At 65.3% G+C, this 17,944-nt stretch carries 18 protein-coding genes and 3 tRNA genes; 9 read left to right on the forward strand and 12 right to left on the reverse strand.

Translation table 11 applies throughout. The annotated features are described in order from the left end of the window. Positions 1–51 precede the first annotated feature (51 nt). A tRNA-Glu gene (locus ACPXYO_RS01570) sits at positions 52–124 on the forward strand. Positions 125–143: 19 nt separating this feature from the next. Here the strand turns inward: ACPXYO_RS01570 and ACPXYO_RS01575 are convergent. The 3 genes from ACPXYO_RS01575 to ACPXYO_RS01585 form a co-directional block, all read right to left on the reverse strand. Continuing rightward, positions 144–1,511, reverse strand: coding sequence for a HAMP domain-containing sensor histidine kinase (locus ACPXYO_RS01575; protein ID WP_423916115.1), 1,368 nt, complete (start codon positions 1,509–1,511; stop codon positions 144–146). Then, a complete protein-coding gene (locus tag ACPXYO_RS01580) occupies positions 1,508–2,227 on the reverse strand; it encodes a response regulator transcription factor (protein WP_423916117.1) in 720 nt (239 codons plus the stop codon). The genes ACPXYO_RS01575 and ACPXYO_RS01580 overlap by 4 nt, the downstream gene beginning before the upstream one ends. A gap of 67 nt (positions 2,228–2,294) precedes the next feature. Further along, positions 2,295–2,867 carry an NUDIX hydrolase gene (locus ACPXYO_RS01585; RefSeq protein ID WP_423916119.1) on the reverse strand — a complete coding sequence of 191 codons (573 nt, stop codon included), beginning with the start codon at positions 2,865–2,867 and terminating at the stop codon, positions 2,295–2,297. Positions 2,868–2,941: 74 nt separating this feature from the next. Between ACPXYO_RS01585 and ACPXYO_RS01590 the strand changes: the two genes are divergently transcribed. The 5 genes from ACPXYO_RS01590 to ACPXYO_RS01610 all read left to right on the forward strand — a co-directional run bounded on the left by ACPXYO_RS01590 (position 2,942) and on the right by ACPXYO_RS01610 (position 6,590). Continuing rightward, positions 2,942–4,027: an LLM class flavin-dependent oxidoreductase gene (locus ACPXYO_RS01590; protein WP_423916121.1), complete on the forward strand. Its 1,086-nt coding sequence runs from the start codon at positions 2,942–2,944 to the stop codon at positions 4,025–4,027. A 73-nt stretch (positions 4,028–4,100) separates the two neighbouring features. Continuing rightward, positions 4,101–4,337: a 50S ribosomal protein L28 gene (gene rpmB / locus ACPXYO_RS01595; RefSeq protein WP_419551298.1), complete on the forward strand. Its 237-nt coding sequence runs from the start codon at positions 4,101–4,103 to the stop codon at positions 4,335–4,337. Then, positions 4,337–4,501 (forward strand): 50S ribosomal protein L33, encoded by a 165-nt coding sequence (gene rpmG, locus ACPXYO_RS01600; RefSeq protein ID WP_420625324.1) that lies wholly within the window; start codon positions 4,337–4,339, stop codon positions 4,499–4,501. Before rpmB ends, rpmG begins: the two co-directional genes overlap by 1 nt. A gap of 58 nt (positions 4,502–4,559) precedes the next feature. Next, positions 4,560–5,816 (forward strand): winged helix-turn-helix domain-containing protein, encoded by a 1,257-nt coding sequence (locus tag ACPXYO_RS01605; RefSeq protein ID WP_423916122.1) that lies wholly within the window; start codon positions 4,560–4,562, stop codon positions 5,814–5,816. Positions 5,817–5,864: 48 nt separating this feature from the next. Beyond that, positions 5,865–6,590: a GIY-YIG nuclease family protein gene (locus tag ACPXYO_RS01610; protein ID WP_423916124.1), complete on the forward strand. Its 726-nt coding sequence runs from the start codon at positions 5,865–5,867 to the stop codon at positions 6,588–6,590. A 45-nt stretch (positions 6,591–6,635) separates the two neighbouring features. Here the strand turns inward: ACPXYO_RS01610 and ACPXYO_RS01615 are convergent, their stop codons facing one another. After that, positions 6,636–7,562: a hypothetical protein gene (locus ACPXYO_RS01615; RefSeq protein ID WP_423916125.1), complete on the reverse strand. Its 927-nt coding sequence runs from the start codon at positions 7,560–7,562 to the stop codon at positions 6,636–6,638. Next, the gene (locus ACPXYO_RS01620) at positions 7,562–8,626 is read right to left on the reverse strand and encodes a DNA methyltransferase (RefSeq protein WP_423916127.1); all 1,065 of its coding nucleotides are present in this window, start codon (positions 8,624–8,626) and stop codon (positions 7,562–7,564) included. The genes ACPXYO_RS01615 and ACPXYO_RS01620 overlap by 1 nt, the downstream gene beginning before the upstream one ends. A 199-nt stretch (positions 8,627–8,825) precedes the next feature. Between ACPXYO_RS01620 and ACPXYO_RS01625 the strand changes: the two genes are divergently transcribed. Further along, positions 8,826–8,900 (forward strand) — tRNA-Asp (locus ACPXYO_RS01625). 1 nt (position 8,901) lies between these two features. Then, positions 8,902–8,974 (forward strand) — tRNA-Phe (locus tag ACPXYO_RS01630). Between the two features lie 108 nt (positions 8,975–9,082). On the opposite strand, the gene ACPXYO_RS01635 is transcribed toward ACPXYO_RS01630, so the two are convergent. From ACPXYO_RS01635 to purL, 4 genes are read right to left on the reverse strand one after another with little or no spacing between them, the layout of a single operon-like run. Then, on the reverse strand, positions 9,083–10,504 hold the full coding sequence (locus ACPXYO_RS01635; protein ID WP_423916129.1) for an NAD-dependent malic enzyme: 1,422 nt from the start codon (positions 10,502–10,504) through the stop codon (positions 9,083–9,085). Between the two features lie 47 nt (positions 10,505–10,551). Beyond that, positions 10,552–11,649 (reverse strand): phosphoribosylformylglycinamidine cyclo-ligase, encoded by a 1,098-nt coding sequence (gene purM / locus ACPXYO_RS01640; RefSeq protein WP_423916131.1) that lies wholly within the window; start codon positions 11,647–11,649, stop codon positions 10,552–10,554. Next, a complete protein-coding gene (gene purF, locus ACPXYO_RS01645; RefSeq protein WP_423916133.1) occupies positions 11,646–13,193 on the reverse strand; it encodes an amidophosphoribosyltransferase in 1,548 nt (515 codons plus the stop codon). The genes purM and purF overlap by 4 nt, the downstream gene beginning before the upstream one ends. Next, a complete protein-coding gene (gene purL / locus ACPXYO_RS01650) occupies positions 13,190–15,520 on the reverse strand; it encodes a phosphoribosylformylglycinamidine synthase subunit PurL (protein ID WP_423916134.1) in 2,331 nt (776 codons plus the stop codon). The genes purF and purL overlap by 4 nt, the downstream gene beginning before the upstream one ends. 62 nt (positions 15,521–15,582) lie before the next feature. Between purL and ACPXYO_RS01655 the strand changes: the two genes are divergently transcribed. Beyond that, positions 15,583–15,984 carry a hypothetical protein gene (locus ACPXYO_RS01655; protein WP_423916136.1) on the forward strand — a complete coding sequence of 134 codons (402 nt, stop codon included), beginning with the start codon at positions 15,583–15,585 and terminating at the stop codon, positions 15,982–15,984. A gap of 4 nt (positions 15,985–15,988) precedes the next feature. On the opposite strand, the gene purQ is transcribed toward ACPXYO_RS01655, so the two are convergent. Genes purQ through ACPXYO_RS01670 form a run of 3 tightly spaced genes read right to left on the reverse strand, consistent with a single transcriptional unit; the run spans position 15,989 to position 17,909 of the window. After that, positions 15,989–16,738 carry a phosphoribosylformylglycinamidine synthase subunit PurQ gene (purQ, locus tag ACPXYO_RS01660; protein WP_423916138.1) on the reverse strand — a complete coding sequence of 250 codons (750 nt, stop codon included), beginning with the start codon at positions 16,736–16,738 and terminating at the stop codon, positions 15,989–15,991. Further along, positions 16,735–17,007: a phosphoribosylformylglycinamidine synthase subunit PurS gene (purS, locus tag ACPXYO_RS01665; RefSeq protein ID WP_423916140.1), complete on the reverse strand. Its 273-nt coding sequence runs from the start codon at positions 17,005–17,007 to the stop codon at positions 16,735–16,737. The genes purQ and purS overlap by 4 nt, the downstream gene beginning before the upstream one ends. Beyond that, positions 17,004–17,909 carry a phosphoribosylaminoimidazolesuccinocarboxamide synthase gene (locus ACPXYO_RS01670; protein WP_423916142.1) on the reverse strand — a complete coding sequence of 302 codons (906 nt, stop codon included), beginning with the start codon at positions 17,907–17,909 and terminating at the stop codon, positions 17,004–17,006. The genes purS and ACPXYO_RS01670 overlap by 4 nt, the downstream gene beginning before the upstream one ends. Between the last annotated feature and the right edge of the window lie 35 nt (positions 17,910–17,944).

Raw genomic sequence — 17,944 nt, forward strand, 5'->3', positions numbered from 1 at the left:
GTCACGGCGGTCGTGGCCCCCAGACGGCTCCGGCCTAGCCTGAGATGCCCTGCCCCCATCGTCTAGCGGCCTAGGACACCGGCCTTTCACGCCGGCGGCACGGGTTCAAATCCCGTTGGGGGTGCTGCGAATCCGCGACCACTTCAGTCGCGCTCGGCCAGCGGCAGACGCAGTTCGACAGTGGCTCCCGGGCCTTCGGTGTCGATGACGGCCGTGGAGCCGTCGTGGGTGCGAGCGACGTAGTCGACAATGGACAGCCCGAGGCCCGAACCGGGCTGCGAGCGGGCCTCGGGAGCCCGGTAGAAGCGTTCGAAGACCACCTCCCGCAGGGCGGGGTCGATTCCGGGACCGCGGTCGTGCACCTGAACGATCGCCAGTCCTTCGCGATGGGCAACGCTGATCTCGATGGCTTCGCCGGGCGGTGACCACTTCAGGGCGTTGTCGACGAGGTTGCTGATGGCACGCTCCACCAACGCCACGTTGACCACCACCTCACACGACTCAAAGTCGGTCACGAAGTCGACCTCGGCGCGACGACGGTGCCGGTCCACCACCGATGCCGCAATGTCGACCAGATCGACTGGCGTCGGCTCGCCCTGGGCACGCTGATCACTGGCCAACTCGACGAGCTCGCCCACCAGCTCGGTGAGCTGGTCCAGCTCGAATTGGACATCGTCAAGCATCCGGCGGCGCTCGCCGGCATCGAGCACCGAGGCGGCCCCGTCGGAGTCTTCTGTGGCTTCAGCACGCGACAGCAACTCGATGTTGGTGCGGATGCTGGTAAGCGGCGTCCGAAGTTCGTGGCCGGCGTCGGTCACCAACCGCTGTTGTTGGGCGCGCGACAGGGCAAGTGCTTCGAGCATCGCGTTGAAGCTGCGCGCCAGCTCGCCCAGCTCGTCGTCACGCTCGGGCTCGATGGGCTGGTCGAGATCCTGGGTTTGTGCGACGTTCTGTGCCGCGGCCGTCAGTCGACGGACCGGGCCCATTGCGCGGCCAGCTACAAGGAAGCCCAGCAAGCCCGCGAGAGCCACGCCGGCGACCGCCACTACTGCGAGCGCCTCACGCACTCCGTGGGCGTAGTGGTCGAACTCGCTCAACGGCCGGGCGATCATGAGTGCTCCTCGTGGTCCGAGCGAGACCGTCAACACCCGGAGCCTCACCGTGTCGGTGGCGACATCGGCGGAGTGAGTCGTCGCGTGGCCCGAGGCGACCTCAAGGTCGCCGGGCGAGACCGGAATCACGTCGTCGGAGATGTATCTCACCGTTCCCTTGGGACCGATCACCTGGACCAGCACGTCATAGGGGACGTGCTTGCCAAACGCGCGAACCCCGACGCTCTGGCGAAAGCGGCCGTCAGCAGTCACCAGGACCTGCGCACGTTCCTCGAGCTGCTCGTCAATCGCCGAGCGGGCCTCGCTGCGCGCGATCCACAACATGACCCCCAACACCGCCAACACTGCGACCGCTACCGAAGCGGCCACCAGCAGACCCAGGCGTGTTCGGAAGCTCACGAGTTCCTCAGGACGTATCCCACGCCGCGCACGGTGCGAATGGGTCCGCGTCCATCAGTGCCAGTGTTCGCTGCTGGCAGCTTGCGGCGCAGGTAGCCGACGTACACCTCCAGCGAGTTCGAAGCGAGCGAGGCGTCGTAACCCCAGACCGTGTCGTAGATCTCCTCACGGTGGAGGACGCGACCTGGGTTGCGCAGGAACAGTTCCAGCAGCCGATGCTCGGTGTGCGTCAGTGTCACCGGCTCGCCGGCACACGTCACCTCGTAGCTGGCCGTGTCCATGACGATGTCGCCACAGGCCAGCCGCTTATCGCCTCCAGAGGCCTCCGTGGCAGCACCCCGGCGTAGCAGCGCCCGCAGCCGTGCCAGCAGCTCGTCGAGCGCGAACGGCTTCGGCAGGTAGTCGTCGGCGCCGGCATCGAGGCCTTCCACCCGGTCGACGGTCGAGCCCCGGGCCGTCAGCAGCAGGATCGGCAACCGGCTCCCAGCAGCACGCAAGCGGCGGCACAGCTCGAAGCCGCCCAGGTTCGGCATGGTGGCATCGAGCACCATCACGTCAGCTCTGCCGGCCAATGCCTCTCCCTCGAGGCCATCGCGACCCTCGAGCACCGAATAGCCCTCGATCTGCAGGGCGCGACGCAATGCCGCGCGGATCCGCTGATCGTCGTCGACGACGGCTACCGCTGGACCGTTGCCGCCCGGCCGGTCGAGGTCCACAGCCTCATTCTGGAATCCAGACGGTGAGAATCCCATGAGAATGCCGCCGGGCCCTAGCGGTGGCTGCCTATCCGGCGGTGGAATTGCGGCGACGCAGGTGCGGGATCGTGAGCGCTGAGCAAGCGTCGCGCTCGATCTCGTAGCTCAGCGCCCGAACAGCATCAGCGATGTCCCACCAGGCCACCTCGTCCACCTCGCCGGGATCGCCCTTGAGCCGTTTCGGCATCTTCGCCGGCGACATTGCGTAGAACAGCACCACCTTCGGCACCTGATCGCCAATCAGATAGCTGACCGGATATGGCGCCGAGGTGATCACGCAGCGCACTCCGGTCTCCTCACGGACTTCTCGCAGCGCCGCCTCGGCCCAGGTCTCGCCGCGCTTGAGGTGGCCCTTGGGCAGCGACCAGTCGTCGTAGCGAGGGCGGTGCACCACCAGCACTGAGCCCTCGTGGCACACAACGCCACCGGCTGCCCGGTCCATGGGAGCGTTGGAATAGCGACCCCACTCGACGTGACGGCGGCGAGGCTTTGCCGACGCCTCGGAGGGGATGTTCTTCTGGTCCTTCCTTGCGGACCCCTTCTTCGAAGACCCCTTCTCCGAAGACCCCTCCTTCGAACACGCAGCCCTGTCCTGTGCCACGGTTCGTGTCTAGCGTGTCTGCGCCACCCGCGGCGTGCTTGTCGGGCCAACAGAACTCACTACGAGGATTCATCATGGACTTGGGGATTTGCATCGCATCGCACATCGGCGACCTGCAGTACGTCACGCGTGCTGAAGAACTCGGCTACACCCATGCCTGGTTCGCTGACAGCCACATGCTGTGGTCGGACTGCTACGCCACGCTGGCACTCGCGGCCGAGCGGACCAGCACAATGCAACTCGGCACCGGCGTATCGGTCTCCGGCACTCGTCCCGCACCTGTGACGGCCGCTTCGATCGCCACCATCAACGCGCTGGCTCCGGGCCGGACGTTCCTGGGCATCGGCACGGGCAACACAGCGATGCGGATCATGGGGCACAAGCCGCAGCGCATCGCCGAGTTCGACCGGTATCTCGCGGCGCTGCGGCCGCTGCTGCGCGGCGAGGAGGCCATTCACCACTTCGGCGGCACCGCCGAGCCGATCCGCCACATCATGCCCGACGCAGGATTCGTCAACTTCGACGACCCGATCCCGCTGTACATCTCGGGATTCGGGCCGCGTTCGCTGGGTCTCGCGGGCCAGTACGGTGACGGCGCAGTCCTGTCGGTGCCGCCCGACGGATCAGCCACCGCACGTGTGTGGGAGCACATCGAAGCCGGCGCCGCCGAGGCGGGCCGCACGATTGACCGCAGCGACTACCTGATGTGCTCGCTCACCACCATCGTGGTGCTGGACGACGGCGAGACGCTGGCCAGCCAGCGCGAGCGCGTGTACCACGAGGCCGGAGCGTTCGCGATGGCCTCGGTGCATTATTCCTACGACCAGTACCGCCAATACGGGCGTGCTCCCGGCGCCCGGCTGGAAGCCATCTGGGACGAGTACTGCGCCATGCTCGACGACACCGACCCCGAACGCATCCACCAGCGGATCCACGCCGGCCACAACTGCTGGGTGCTGCAAGAGGAAACGCGGTTCCTGACCGACGAGCTCATCGACGCCACCTGCATTGTGGGCACGGCGGACCAGGTCACCGAGCGCCTGCTGGACCTGGGCGAGCGCGGGCTCGACCAGATCATGATCCTGCCGAACTTCGACCCCCGCTACGAAGTACTCGAACGCGTCGGCCGCGAGATCCTCCCCCAACTACAGGCCAGCTAGCACGACGATGCGCGCTGGGAGCTCGCTAGCCTTGTGCGCTGCTGTCAAGCCCACCCGCCTGGAGATGCTGGGAATGAGCAACATCTGCCAAGTCACCGGTCGTCGGCCGCATTCGGGCTTCAACGTGTCCCACTCGCACCGTCGCACGAAGCGCTGGTTCAAGCCGAACATTCAGCGGAAGCGTTTCTGGGTGCCCAACGAGCACCGCTGGGTGACCTTGACGGTCAGCGCCAAGGGCATCAAGACCATCAACAAGCGCGGCATCGAGTCGGTGGTTGCTGATCTGCGCCGGCGCGGGGAGAAGATCTGATGCCTAAGAGCGACAAGCGGCCGGTCATCAAGCTGAAGTCCACCGAGGGCAGCGGCTACACGTACACGACGCGCAAGAATAAGACGAACACCCGCGACCGCATCGAGTTGCGCAAGTACGACCCGGTGCTTCGTCGCCACGTCATCTTCAGAGAAGAACGCTGAGCGGCGCCGGAGATTCCTGACTGCGCGCATCGTCGTGCGATGCGCCGACCGGCCTCGAATGACACGAGCGCGGCCGGCGCGCCTGAGCCTGCGGGCAGCGCGGCGCCTCGCCATTGGCGCCCAGGGGTTGGCGGCACCGCTGCCAGCCGGCCGTGGAGATGTGCGGCACCTGCGCACGGCCATGAACCGCATGGGTCTGCTGCAGATCGACGCCGTCAGCGTGCTGGCTCGCTCGCACCTGCTGGTGTTGCGGGCCCGGCTCGGCGGCAGCCATGACGCCGCACTGGGGCTGCTGGAAAGAGCGGCATACCCACGCCAGCCCGAGCGGCGCGAGCTCACGGAGTACTGGGGCCATGAGGCCTCGTTCGTGCGGGCCTGCGACTGGCCGCTGTACCGCTGGCGCATGCGGCGGGGCTCCGAGGGCGAGATGTGGCCCCTGTACGTCCGGTTCGAGCGCGACGAGCGAGCGCGCATCGACGACGCCATCGCATGGCTCGACAGCAACGGGCCTGCCATGTCTTCTGAGCTGGACACGGCAATGGGCTGGGGTCCCGGCGTGCGCGGTCCTTGGGGCACGCGCAGCAACGCCAAGTTGGCGCTGGGATGGCTGTTCTGGGCTGGCCACGTGGGGGTGGCAGCGCGTGCCGGTTTCACACGGCGCTACGACCTGATCGAACGAGTGCTGCCTGGTGATGTGCTGGCGCTCGACATCGACGAACCGGACGCCCATCGGGCGTTGCTGTGTCAGGCGGCGGCGTGTCTGGGCATTGCGACCGCCGATGATCTGATCGACTACCACCGGCTGCCCAAGCGCATTGCGCGAGCGCGTCTGGGTGAATTGACCGAAGACGGTGCCTTGTGCGAAACGGCGGTCGAGGGCTGGGACGTTCCCGCGTACGTTCCCGCAGACGTTCATCTCGCCCGCAAGCGTTCCCGTTCTGTGCTGCTCAGCCCCTTCGATCCCCTGGTGTGGTACCGCCCGCGCGCTGAACGGCTCTTCGGGTTCCACTACCGGATCGAGATCTACACGCCCAAGGCGAAGCGTCAGTACGGATATTTCGTACTGCCGTTCCTGCACGACGACGCCCTCGTTGCACGGCTTGACCTGCGCTTCGACCGCGAGCGCGGACGGCTCGAGGTACCCGCCGCTTGGGCCGAGCCAGGGTGGTGGCCCACCGGCGATGCGGCGGAGACAGACGCTCTCGCGGCGCTGGCAACGGAACTGAATGCGCTGTCAGCGTGGTGCGGCGGCGAGGGAGTCGTCATCGGATCGCTTGGCAATCTCGCTGGTCGCCTCCGCCGCGCGATCGCGTAGGGTGCACGGCGACCAGAGGCGCCCGAGCCTCGAAAGGCAGCACAACCGATGAACCCCAACGTTGCGGGCCGAGACATCACCGAGCCGGAGAATCAGACCCCGGGCGAAGCACCAGCTCACTCGGGATACGTGTATGTCGCGACCAACCCTGCGATGCCCGGAGTCGTCAAGATCGGCAGGACCACCCAGGATGATCCGCAGAGTCGCATCAGTTCGCTCTTCAACACAAGCGTGCCCGTACCCTTCGAGATGGAGTACGCCGCCTCTGTAAACAACGACCCCGCAGCGGTGGAACAGGCACTTCACAAGGCATTCGCTCCTCAGCGCGTACATCCGAAGCGAGAGTTCTTCGAGATTGCTCCTGAGCAGCCCATCGCCATCCTGCAGCTCATCAACGCGATGGACATCACCGAGGACGTGCGTGCTGAAGTGGATGCGGAACAATCTCCGGCTGATAGACGAGCGCGTGAGCGACTTCGACGCCCTCGACTCGATTTTGTCCAACTTGGCCTCGCTCCTGGAACACGCCTCGTGTACGTCAACGATGATGGCGTGCAAGTGGAAGTTGCCGATGAGCGTCAGGTGCGGCTATTGCGCATCCCCGACGATGGCTACGACGGCCTGCGTGCGGGCGATGATTTGTGGCACTTGTCGCCTTTGACCTCACGGCTGCTCGGCCTGGATCGAAACGTCGCCCCAACGCGCTACTGGCGCAGCGAGGACGGACGAATGTTCAACGACATCTACAACGAGGTGCACGGGCCGGCGAATTGAGCCTCACGGCAGCGTCGCAGCGGCCAACGCATCTTGTCGAGAGTCTCAGTCGGCATCAAGCAGCGAAGTCAGGCGGCGAAGGGTGGAGAGGACCTCCTCAGTGCGTGCTGCGCTGCCACCGGCAAGAACTTCGACGGCCTCTGCACTCAGGATGGACCACACGGTTTCTGGATCGCTGTCGTCGGTGTGCTTTCGCAGGAACGCTGTCCAGTCTCGTGCAGGTATCCCTGCCAAGGGTCGACGAATGGCGTCGTCAATCCAGTCGTCCATGATGCCGATTCTGGCGATCCGGCCGAAGTTGCGGCCGCTGTCGGAGACCGGTTCGTCAACCGTGTGGTCCCGTCCGCTGTACGGCTCAACTCCTGCTGGAATGCGGATTGTCATGTCGCTACGCGCATGTCGGATGTTCTGCCACCAGTAGTTGCGATATTCCGCGGCATAACGGGCTGACCAGATGCCAGGGCCAAGTACGCGCGGCTTGCCCGACACCACATTCGACAAGCACCACGGCACCACGACGAGCAGATCCCACTGACTGCACGCCATCGGTGTGACTGTGTACCGGAAGCTCGGTACCGCCTCCTTCGCGAGCAAGTACCAGCCCTTGAGCTCGATTCCCATTGCCACGTCGTCGATGCCCTGAGTGCTGCGGCGACGCAAGAGGACATCGGGAAACGTTTGCGCCTGCCGGACGAATTCATGCAGCGGCCACTCGCCCTCAGGATCCCAGACCTCGCGCATTCGATTCAGCGCTTCCACGACCTGCACCTCGATGGTCGCGCCGAGGACTGTGTTCAACGCAAACAGATCGGTCGCATCGAGGCCCTCCATGACCGTCGGCGACTGGAAGTGAATTGGCAATGCGGTGAGCGCATCCCGAACCCGGTTGGCGAGAGACGTAATTCGATGGTCGGGATCCGGCTCAGGTGGGGTCGGTTCGTCGATGCGCGGGGCACGGCCGTCGCTGGGCATCACAAGTTCTCGTGCGGAGCAGCTGATGCCTCCAAGAGCCGCTGTTCGGCGACATCGGCAAAGTGATGTACCTGCTCAGCTGCACATGCGTGCCGTCTGGACGCGATTGCTGCAACAGCGGCGCTGCACAAACCGCCGAACGGCTCCCAGACGACGTCGCCTGGACGCGTAGCCGCCGTGATGATGCGCCGCATGAACTCGATCGGCTTCTGATTGAGGTGGACGGCCGCGTGACGACCTGGATTGTGGACACGTGGTGCGGAACGGATGCCATTGCCCTTGTAGCGCTCGTCGCTGTGCAACGCCGGTCGGGGCCACACATTCGTCAGGCCGTGGGCGTGAGTCCAGACGTGGCGCAGACGCGACCACTCCGATGCTGTGAGAGGCAAAGCCCCGTCGACGGAGTAGTAGGGAGCGCCCTGCGGGTCGCCATGGCGATTCGCGTAAATGACCAATCGCTCCAGCATCTCGGGCGGCGGGAAGTACCAGAGCCAATCCTGGGTCAGGTACTTGCGAGTCGCTGCGTTTGCAACGCCGCAGGCCTCGTTTGCGCGATACAGCGGCAAGCCGGCTCGCCGCCACTCATGGCGAAGCCACTGCTTGGCGGACATGACGCCCTCGGCCGTCTCGAATTCAAGTCGCCGACGGTAGAACACGCAGACTTCGGTGGTCACCGGAAACTGACGAATCGTGTCACCATTCACATTGCCAGCGATGTGACTGATTCCCTTGTCCCAGACGATGCTCTGGACGTAGTCCCATCCGGCCGCCGCCAGCAGCGGGTGCACATTCGCCCAACCGATCTCCGTATTCCAGAACCACAGCGTCGTAGCCGGGTGAGCGAACTTGGACCAATTCTCGATATGTGGCGCGTACCAGTTCGCTAGTTCTGAGGCCGTGCGCGGATCGCCGGGAAACCCGCCGACACCGTACGCACCATCGGACATGATCAGTGAAGGCTGTGGCCATTCAACGTAGACATCCAGGACATCGCCGCGGTGCAGCGACCAACGCGGCTGCGATTCGTCGGACCCGGCAGGAGCGCGCGTTTGTTCGGTCGCCATGCCACCAGAATAGGCAGGGGGTGTCACCAACTCATTGCTCATTGTCAGAGGTCGCCGATGATCGCACACCGGCCACACGACGGTTGGACGACCGCATCGAAATCGGCGCTGATTGATGACCGAGGTGGCTATCGTTGCTGCTCTTGCACCAGCAGGGACCTCGGCCCCAACGCCGGTGCAAGCACACAGCAATACAGCTGGTCCCGTGGTGAAGTCTGGAGTTCACGCTGGCCTGTCAAGCCAGAGGTCGCGGGTTCAAATCCCGTCGGGACCGCGGTCGGGTAGCTCAGTTGGCAGAGCGCGCGCCTGAAAAGCGTGAGGTCACCGGATCGACGCCGGTCCCGACCACTTTTTGCGAGTGCAAGGCTTCGCCGCACTCGCGACAATAGAAAAACGCAAGGCTTCGCCGCACTCGCGACAATAGAAAAACGCAAGGCTTCGCCGCACTCGCGAGCCTCAGCTGGTGTTGCGTGTTACGCCGTCGCTGATTGCGGCCGTGGCTACCGCGTTTGCAACTGCCGGAACGACTGAGCGGTCGAATGCGGTGGGGATGACGAGATCGGGGCTGAGATCGTCACTGGACACCGCTGCCGCGATGGCCTCAGCGGCCGCGATCTTCATGTTCTCGGTGATGTCCGTGGCGTCAGCGTCGAATGCGCCGCGGAAGATGCCCGGGAATGCGAGCACGTTGTTGATCTGGTTGGGATAGTCGCTGCGACCCGTCGCCATGACTCCGACGATGTCGGCGATGGCGTCGGGCAGGATCTCGGGATCCGGATTGGCCATCGCGAACACGATCGGCCGATCGGCCATCGTCTCGACGTCGGCGCGCGCGATGAGGCCGGGGCCGCTCAGGCCCAGGAACACATCAGCGCCCGCCATCGCGTCGGACACCGACCCCGCCACGCGATCGACGTTCGTGTTGTTCGCCAGCCACGCCTTGGAGTGATTCAAGTCAGCGCGTCCGGGATGGATGGTGCCCTTGCGGTCGCACGCGATCACGTCGCCGATGCCCGCACCGAGCAGGATCTTGGCCGTCGCAACGCCCGCGGCGCCCGCGCCCAGGATGACGCAGCGCAGATTCGCCATCTCCTTGCCGACGATGCGCGCCGAGTTCTCGAGCGCGGCCAGCGCCACCACGGCAGTGCCGTGCTGGTCGTCATGGAACACGGGGATGTCAAGCGCAGCGCGCAGCGCCTCTTCCACCTCGAAGGCTCCGGGCGCAGCGATGTCCTCAAGGTTGATGCCGCCGAAGGTCGGTGCGAGCCGGATGACCGTCTCGACGATCTCGGCGGGCTCGTTGACGTCGAGGCAGATCGGGAAGGCGTCCACTCCGGCGAATTCCTTGAACAGAAGCGCCTTGCCTTCCATCACCGGCATCGCCGCGGCGGGACCGATATCGCCGAGACCAAGCACCGCTGTGCCGTCGGTGACGATCGCCACCGTGTTGCCCTTGATGGTCAGGTCGTGGACGCGCTCGGGTTCGTCCACGATTGCCCGGCACACCCGGGCCACACCGGGTGTGTAGGCCATGGAGAGGTCGTCGGCATTTCGCAGCGGGATGCGGCTGACCGTCTCGAGCTTGCCGTCGGCGTGGAGTTCGAAGGTGCGGTCGAGGGCTGAGATGACCGTGATGCCTTCGAGGCCGTTCACCGCCGCGCAGATCTGGGCGATGTGGGCCTCGCTGGAAGCGTCCACGACGATGTGCTGGGTCAGGGTTCCTTGCATGATGGTGAAGCCGTCGAGGCTTTGGATGTTGCCCCCGACGTCACCGATGGCCATGCACAGCCGGCCGAGTGTGCCCGGTACGTGGGCAAGCTCGACCTCGAGCGTGGCGGAGAAGGCGGCGGTGGGTCGAGACCCTGCGGTGGCAGTCATCAGTGCTCCTGGCGCGGCTGCAGCGCTGGCAGGGTATTGGGCGCCGGCTAGGTATCAGGGTTGACAAGGCAGGCGGTGCCGGTACCGGGCCCGACTTCGCCGATCATCCAAGCCTCGTAGCCCGCAGCGTGAGCCGTGGCGACCGCAGCATCTGCTTGTGAAGGCGGCACAGCAACCACCATGCCGATCCCCAGGTTGAAGACGCGTTCCATCTCCGACGGCATCACCGGTCCAGTGCTGGCGATGTGGCTGAAAATGGTCGGCACCGGCCAGGTGCCGCGCTGGATCACGGCGTCGGCGGCGGGTCCCAGCATGCGCGCCACGTTTGGCGCCAGTCCCCCGCCCGTGATGTGGGCGGCCCCGCGTGCATCGCACTTGGCAAAGAGCGCTAGCACTGTCGGGGCGTAGATCACCGACGGCGCCAGCAGCTCGTCGCCCAGCGTGCGATCGGCACCTGGCCATGCCGGCGCATCGAGCAGGTCCGGTTCTGGCGAGCTGCCGAGCAGGACGCGGCGGGCGAGGCTGTAGCCGTTGCATCGCAACCCGCCCGATGCCAGCCCAACGAGCACAACGGGTTCCCCGGTGAGCGGTCGAGGCAGCCGCGCGCGCTCGGCTACGCCCACAGCGAAGCCGGCGATGTCAACCTCTCCAGGTGCGAGCGCATCGGGATGCTCCGCTAGCTCGCCACCGACCAGGGCACAGCCGGCGCTGCGGCAGCCGGCCGCCAAGCCGGACACAATCGCCTCGACGACATCGGGCTCGAGTCGCCCCGCAGTGATCTGATCGTGGAACAGCAAGGGCTGCGCGCCGAGCGTGACGATGTCGTCGACGCACATGGCCACCACATCGATCCCGATGGTGTCCCAGCGGCCAAGCGCCGCGGCGATGAGCGGCTTGGTGCCGGCACCGTCGTTCGCACTCACCAGCACCGGTTCGGTGAAGCCGTCCGGCAGCGCCGTGACCGCGCCGAAGGCCCCGATGTCGCTCAGCACTTCTGGCCGGAACGTGCTGCGAGCGTGCGGCGCCAATCGGCGGACCGCTTCGTCGCCGGCTGCGATGCTCACCCCTGCTGTCTCATACGTCAACGGCCCCGTGTCGCTGGCCGCGGTGATGCCGGCAGGCGTGGCGACAGGTTCGTCTGTCATCCCGCGACGGATCCCGCGACGGCAGCCGGTTGTACGCTGCCCGTCGCGATGAGCGAGCGGCTGGGCTCGCTGGCGCCGCCGCCGAAGACTTCCGCTCGTGCCTGAGCGCCAATCTCGACCGGGTATGCGCCTGTCAGGCATGCATGGCAGAAACCGCCGCCCGGCACGCCGGTTGCTTCGATGAGCTGGTCGAGGCTGAGGTAGGACAGCGAGTCGACCCCCAGGAACGCCTCGATCTGTTCCAGATCGCGGTTCGCCGCCAGCAGCTCATCGGACGTGCCCGTGTCCATGCCGTAGAAGCACGGCCAGCGGTACGGGGGCGAGGAGATGCGCAGGTGCACCTCGGTGGCGCCAGCCCCGCGCAGCAGGTCCACTATGGATCGAGTGGTGGTGCCCCGCACGATCGAATCGTCGACCACCACGAGCCGGCGCCCGTCGATGTTGGAGCTGATCGGATTCAGCTTCGTTCGTACACCCAGCGACCGGACGAGCGGGTTCGGAGTGATGAACGTGCGACCGATGTAGCGGTTCTTGACCAGTCCGTCGCCGTAGGCAATTCCGCTGGCGCGTGCGTAGCCCTGTGCTGCGGGAATGCCCGATTCGGGTACAGGCATGACCAAGTCGGCCTCGACTGGCGCATTGGTCGCCAGGTGGGCCCCCATGCGCTGGCGTGCAGCGTGGACGTTCTGTCCGGCCAGGGTGGTGTCGGGACGCGAGAAATACACGAATTCGAAGACGCACAGGCGCGAGGGCGCGCCTTCGCCAGCCCTTCCGCCGCCTGCGAAGGGCCACAGTGAGCGGCACCCGGCTGCGTCGATGATGATCATCTCGCCCGGCTGAATCTCGCGCTCGAACGATGCCCCGACAACCTCCAGCGCGGGATTTTCCGAAGCCAGCACCCAACCGCCGTCAAGGCGCCCGACGCACAACGGCCAGATGCCGTGCGGATCGCGAACCCCAATCAGGCGGTCGCGGTCGGCAACCACGAACGTGAATCCGCCGCGCAGGCTGGGCAGCACGTGTGCCAGCGCCTCGGCCACCGCCTCGCGCGGCCGGGTGCGGGTTGTCTGCGGGGTAGCGGTGACGCGCTGCGCTATCAGCTCGGCGACCAAGTCGCTGTCGCTGGTGACGACGCCGTCCAGCATCCCTGACGAGGTCGCCAGCTCAGCCGTGTTGGTGAGGTTTCCGTTGTGACCCAGGGCGAACTCGGTTCCATCGAGACAGCGGTAGAACGGCTGCGCCGCCCGCCACGAGCTTGAACCCGTCGTGGAGTAGCGGGTGTGACCGATGGCGAGGTCGCCTTCGAGTCCCGCCAGCACGCGGTCGTCGAAGACGCTGGCCACCAGGCCCATGTCCTTCACCACCGTGATGTGCGTGCCATCGGACACTGCGATGCCGGCCGATTCCTGCCCACGGTGCTGCAGTGCGTACAGCCCGAGGTAGCACAGGTGAGCGACCGGTCCACCCGGCAGGTACACGCCGAAGACACCGCAGGCCTCGCGCGGCTTGATGAGATCCACGCCTTCGTTGGGAGCCTCGCTCATGCCGCTGCTCCATCGATCGGCCCCGCGAACGATTGGGGCAAGGCGCCGCGCCACCGGGCGACGGTGTCGGCGAGCGCAAGGTCGATGTCGTAGCCGGGCTCCCCACGGCGGCCGATCTGCACCCTCGATCCGCCGAACCGGCCAAGGCGGCGGCACTCGACGCCCACCGACGAAGCCACACGCGCAAGGCGTTCGACGTCACCAGGTTCGACGGCCGCCAGGACGCGACCCGGTGGCTCTGCGAACAACGTACGGACCGCGGGCGCAGATGCTCCAAGCGGCGGGATCCGGGCTTGCACGCCCGCGCCCCCGCGGCAGCACATCTCTGCAATGGCCAACCCAATCCCCCCGTCAGAGACATCGTGGGCGAACTGGACGAGCTTGTCCCGCACCGCTGCGGCCACGAAGCGGGCGGTTGCGACCGCACCGGGGAGGTCGATCACCGGCAACGCCCCGTCTCGGCAGTGGCGGCGTTCCCATGCCCACCGGCTGCCGCCGAGCGGGACCGGCTGCGCCGAGGGGGCTTGCGGCCCGCGAATGTTGCCGGGCGCAACCTCGGGCGCAGCCAGGAGCACGAGTTCGGTCCCAGCTCGCAAGCTGTCGGGGACCGGCCGCCGCACGAGTTCAGGGTGGATACCGATCATGCAGACCACCGGCGTCGGAGCGATATTGATGCCGTTGGTCTCGTTGTAGAGGCTGACGTTGCCTCCGACGACCGGTATACCCAGCGCATCGCAGGCTTCGGTCATGCCGTCAATGGTCTCTGACAGCTGCCACATCACCTCGGGATGCGTCGGATTGCCGAAATTGAGGCAGTTCACGAGTGCGAGCGGATCAGCCCCGACGCAGGCAAGGTTCATCGCCGATTCGATCACGACCATGGCAGTGCCCCGGCCAGGATCAGCATCGCACCAGCGATGATTGCCGTCGACCGAGACCGCCAGGCCCCGGCCCGTGGGCGTGCCGGAGCGGGGGTCGCGCAATCGCAGCAGCGTGGCATCGTGGCCGGGACCGACGACCGTGTTGCAGAACAGCTGATGGTCGTACTGCCGGTACACCCAGAGCGGATCCGCCAGCATCGCCAGCAGATCCCCCGCACACTCGCCCGGGCTGACGTCGCCCGAGCCGGTGGCTGGGTCGACGTCCCGGCGTGCCGCCATGTCGGCGGGCGGCCGCATGGGCCGGTCATACGTCGGTGCGTCGTCGTGCAATGTGGCGGCAGGAATCTCGGCGAGAACCTCGCCGTCGGCACCGTCGCGCACACGCAGCATCCCGTCGCCAGTCACACGCCCAACGACCGTTGCCGTCACTTCCCACGCTTCGCAGATCGCGCGCACCTGATCAACGTTGCCCGGCGAGACAATCGCCAGCATTCGCTCCTGAGATTCCGACGTCATGATTTCGAACGGGACCATGCCGACTTGGCGCAACGGCACCGCGGTGACATCAACCTCCATGCCGGTCCCGCCCCGTGAAGCTGTCTCGCTCGCGGCGCAGGTCAACCCGGCTCCACCAAGGTCTTGGATTCCGCTGACGAGTCCTGCATCGAGCATCTCCAAGCACGCCTCGATGAGACGCTTCTCCTCAAAGGGATCGCCGACCTGAACGCTCGGCCGTTTGGCTGCGTCGTCGACTCCTTCGTCGAAGCCCGCAGACGCCAGCACGCTGACGCCCCCAATTCCATCGCGACCCGTGCTCGCGCCCATCAGGACAGCCAAGCTGCCCACTTCGGTCGCACGACCCAAGACAAGACGCTCCGTCGGCATGATCCCGAGTGCGGCCACATTGACGAGCGGATTGTCGCGATAGGTCTCACACGACACGAACTCGCCCACAATGGTGGGAACACCGACGCTATTGCCATAACCAGATATCCCGCTGACGATTCCCTCAGCAATCCAATTGCTTCGTGGCTCGTCAAGTGGTCCGACGCGCAAGGGATCGGCTAAGGCAATAGGTCGCGCGCCCATGGTGAAGATGTCGCGCAAGATGCCCCCGACTCCGGTCGCCGCACCTTGATACGGCTCGATAGCCGAGGGGTGGTTATGGCTCTCGATGCGCAATGCAACGGCGATCCCGTCGCCCACATCGACTACCCCCGCGTTCTCACCGGGACCGACGAGCACACACGGCGCCTCAGTTGGCAAACGAGCAAGATGCCGACGCGATGACTTGTACGAACAATGTTCCGACCACATGACTGCATACATCGCGAGCTCAAGATGATTTGGCTCGCGGTCCAGAAGTTCGCAGATGCGGTTGTATTCAGGGTCAGTGAGACCGAGCGCCACATGAATGCTCGAAGAAGTGGGAGACACTGCAGTCACATCAACCGGTCACATCGACTCTGGGACATACAACTGGGTTGCGAACGTGCTATACAAGCACCATGAGCGAACGAACAATGTCCGACGAGCACAAGGCTGCAATTGCTGCTGGGCGCATCGAAGCCGCTGCAGTGCGCGACTATCTTGAGGCCCTCGAAACGCATCGGCCGCGGCCGGGTCGCCGGCAGAGCACCGAGTCGTTGAATGCCAAGAAGGACGCAATTGATACCCAGATTGCCGAGGCAAAGCCGATCAAGCGCCTGCTCTTGATGCAAGAACGCCGGGACGTTGAAGCGGCTATTGAGGCGTTGCAGGTCGAACCCGATATGGCTTCCGTCGAAGAGGGCTTTGTCACCCACGCCGTCAACTACGGGCAACGCAAGGGAATCCAGTACGCCACTTGGCGTGAATTCGGCGTCCCAGCAGAAATGCTGGCCCGTGCGGGAATCACACGGGGCGGCTGACACTTCAGACCATCCCAGCCACAGCGCAAGAAGCTTGGATCATAGTACCTATTTCTCCTTCAAGCCGTGTGGCGCTCGTCAGTTGGCAGGTGCTTGCCGCGTGCAGCAACGCTTCGAGCAGTCTGGTCCCATCTGTTGAGCCCAATAGCTCGGACGTAGCGCGTTCTGGGTGGGGCATGAGGCCCACGACATTGCGAGATTCGCTGCAGATTCCGGCGATATCGTCCACCGATCCATTCGGGTTGCCGATGTATCGCATCACTACTTGGTCATTGTCGTGCAAACGCTGCAAAGTCTCGGGATCACACACGTAGTTGCCTTCGAAGTGGTTGATCGGAATGCTCAGTTCTTCCGACAGTGCCAACCCATGCCCGAGCACATGGTTCACGGAAGCCATGGCGACCTGCTGCGGTTGACACAGAAAGGAGAGCCCGGCATTCGGACGCAGAGCCCCGGGGAGTAGGCCTGCTTCGGTCAACACTTGGAATCCATTGCAGATGCCGACGACGGGACCACCAGCGCTCGCGAACAACGCCACAGCGTCCATAATCGGCGAGAATCGAGCGATTGCTCCGGTTCGGAGGTAATCGCCGTGCGCGAATCCTCCTGGTATCACGACTGCGTCAACACCTTGCAGCGACGTGTCGTCACTCCGCAGCAATTCGGTCTTCGTCCCCAACTCCTCCAACGCATCGAGTGTGTCGAGATCGCAATTCGTGCCGGGAAATCGGACGACGCCGACGGTGACGCTCACGTGCCGTGATCCTGCTCCGCGGCACGCAATTCGATACGGGCATCTTCGATCACCGGATTCGCCAGCAGGCGGTCGCACATCTGCTCCGTCACCATCCGCGCCTCGACCGCGTCTGCCGCCAAGAGCTCCATGCGGATGGCCTTGCCGACCCTGACGCCGCTGACGCCGCCAAAACCCAGCGCCGCCAATGCGCGTTCGATCGTGGATCCGGCCGGGTCGGCGATCTCAGCTCGAGGCGATACCTCTACCAAGACGTCCCAGCGCTTCATGAAGCGGTGGCTTCCGCCAAGACGCCTGGCTGTGCCACCCAGTCCTCGAATGACTCGCCGGTCAATGTCTCGTACGCCTCGATGTACCGAGCGCGTGTGGCAGCGACCACATCGTCGGGCAGCGGCGGGGGCGGTGGCTCCTTGTTCCAGCCGGTGGCCTCGGTGGCATCCCGAACCGGCTGCTTGTCGAGCGACGGGGGCGTTGCACCGGGCTTGTGGTGGGCCTTGGGCCAGAAACGAGACGAATCGGGTGTCAGCCACTCGTCGGCGATGACCAGCGAGCCGTCGACAAAGCCCAACTCGAACTTGGTGTCGGCGATGATGATGTCTCGCTCGAACGCATGGGCGGCCGCAGTGCTGTACGCATCGACGCATATCCGGCGCGCGGCCTCAGCCGCTTCGGCTCCGACCAAGTCGGCGGCCGCGGCAAACGAGATGTTGACGTCATGCCCATCAGTGGCCTTGGTCGATGGTGTGAAGACTGGTTCGGGAAGCTGTTGCGATTCGAGCAACCCAGCCGGCAACGGCTCATCGTGCATCGTGCCGTGCTCCCGGTATTCCTTCCACGCCGAACCTGTGATGTAGCCGCGCACAATGCACTCGATCGGCAGCATCTCCGCCCGGCGGACCAGGAGCGAGCGGCCGATCCACTCGCTCCGACGTGCGGCCGCCGGAAAGTCGGCCGGGTCGCTGGAGACCACGTGGGTCGGCGCTATGTCACCGAGCCAGTACGACCACCAGGCCGTCATGGCGGTTAGCACGCGGCCCTTGTCGGGCACTGGTTCTGTGAACACGACATCAAATGCCGAAATGCGATCGCTTGCGACCATCAAGAGGTGCCTGTCGTCGACGAAGTACATCTCGCGCACCTTGCCGCGGTGGACCAACTCAAGCTCGCTCACTGTGCTCCCTTCGAGATCCAACTGTTCGGTGCGCT

The organism is Candidatus Poriferisodalis sp. (assembly GCF_965237655.1).
In the GTDB taxonomy this organism is placed as follows: Bacteria; Actinomycetota; Acidimicrobiia; order Acidimicrobiales; family Poriferisodalaceae; genus Poriferisodalis.

What these genes read in the sequence shown, in the direction of transcription:
- ACPXYO_RS01590 (WP_423916121.1), top strand. Translation starts at nt 2,942, where the DNA reads ATGGACTTGGGGATTTGCATCGCATCGCACATCGGCGACCTGCAGTAC.
- rpmB (WP_419551298.1), top strand. Translation starts at nt 4,101, where the DNA reads ATGAGCAACATCTGCCAAGTCACCGGTCGTCGGCCGCATTCGGGCTTC.
- rpmG (WP_420625324.1), top strand. Translation starts at nt 4,337, where the DNA reads ATGCCTAAGAGCGACAAGCGGCCGGTCATCAAGCTGAAGTCCACCGAG.
- ACPXYO_RS01605 (WP_423916122.1), top strand. Translation starts at nt 4,560, where the DNA reads ATGACACGAGCGCGGCCGGCGCGCCTGAGCCTGCGGGCAGCGCGGCGC.
- ACPXYO_RS01610 (WP_423916124.1), top strand. Translation starts at nt 5,865, where the DNA reads ATGAACCCCAACGTTGCGGGCCGAGACATCACCGAGCCGGAGAATCAG.
- ACPXYO_RS01615 (WP_423916125.1), bottom strand. Translation starts at nt 7,562, where the DNA reads ATGCCCAGCGACGGCCGTGCCCCGCGCATCGACGAACCGACCCCACCT.
- ACPXYO_RS01620 (WP_423916127.1), bottom strand. Translation starts at nt 8,626, where the DNA reads ATGGCGACCGAACAAACGCGCGCTCCTGCCGGGTCCGACGAATCGCAG.
- ACPXYO_RS01635 (WP_423916129.1), bottom strand. Translation starts at nt 10,504, where the DNA reads ATGACTGCCACCGCAGGGTCTCGACCCACCGCCGCCTTCTCCGCCACG.
- purM (WP_423916131.1), bottom strand. Translation starts at nt 11,649, where the DNA reads ATGACAGACGAACCTGTCGCCACGCCTGCCGGCATCACCGCGGCCAGC.
- purF (WP_423916133.1), bottom strand. Translation starts at nt 13,193, where the DNA reads ATGAGCGAGGCTCCCAACGAAGGCGTGGATCTCATCAAGCCGCGCGAG.
- ACPXYO_RS01655 (WP_423916136.1), top strand. Translation starts at nt 15,583, where the DNA reads ATGAGCGAACGAACAATGTCCGACGAGCACAAGGCTGCAATTGCTGCT.
- purS (WP_423916140.1), bottom strand. Translation starts at nt 17,007, where the DNA reads ATGAAGCGCTGGGACGTCTTGGTAGAGGTATCGCCTCGAGCTGAGATC.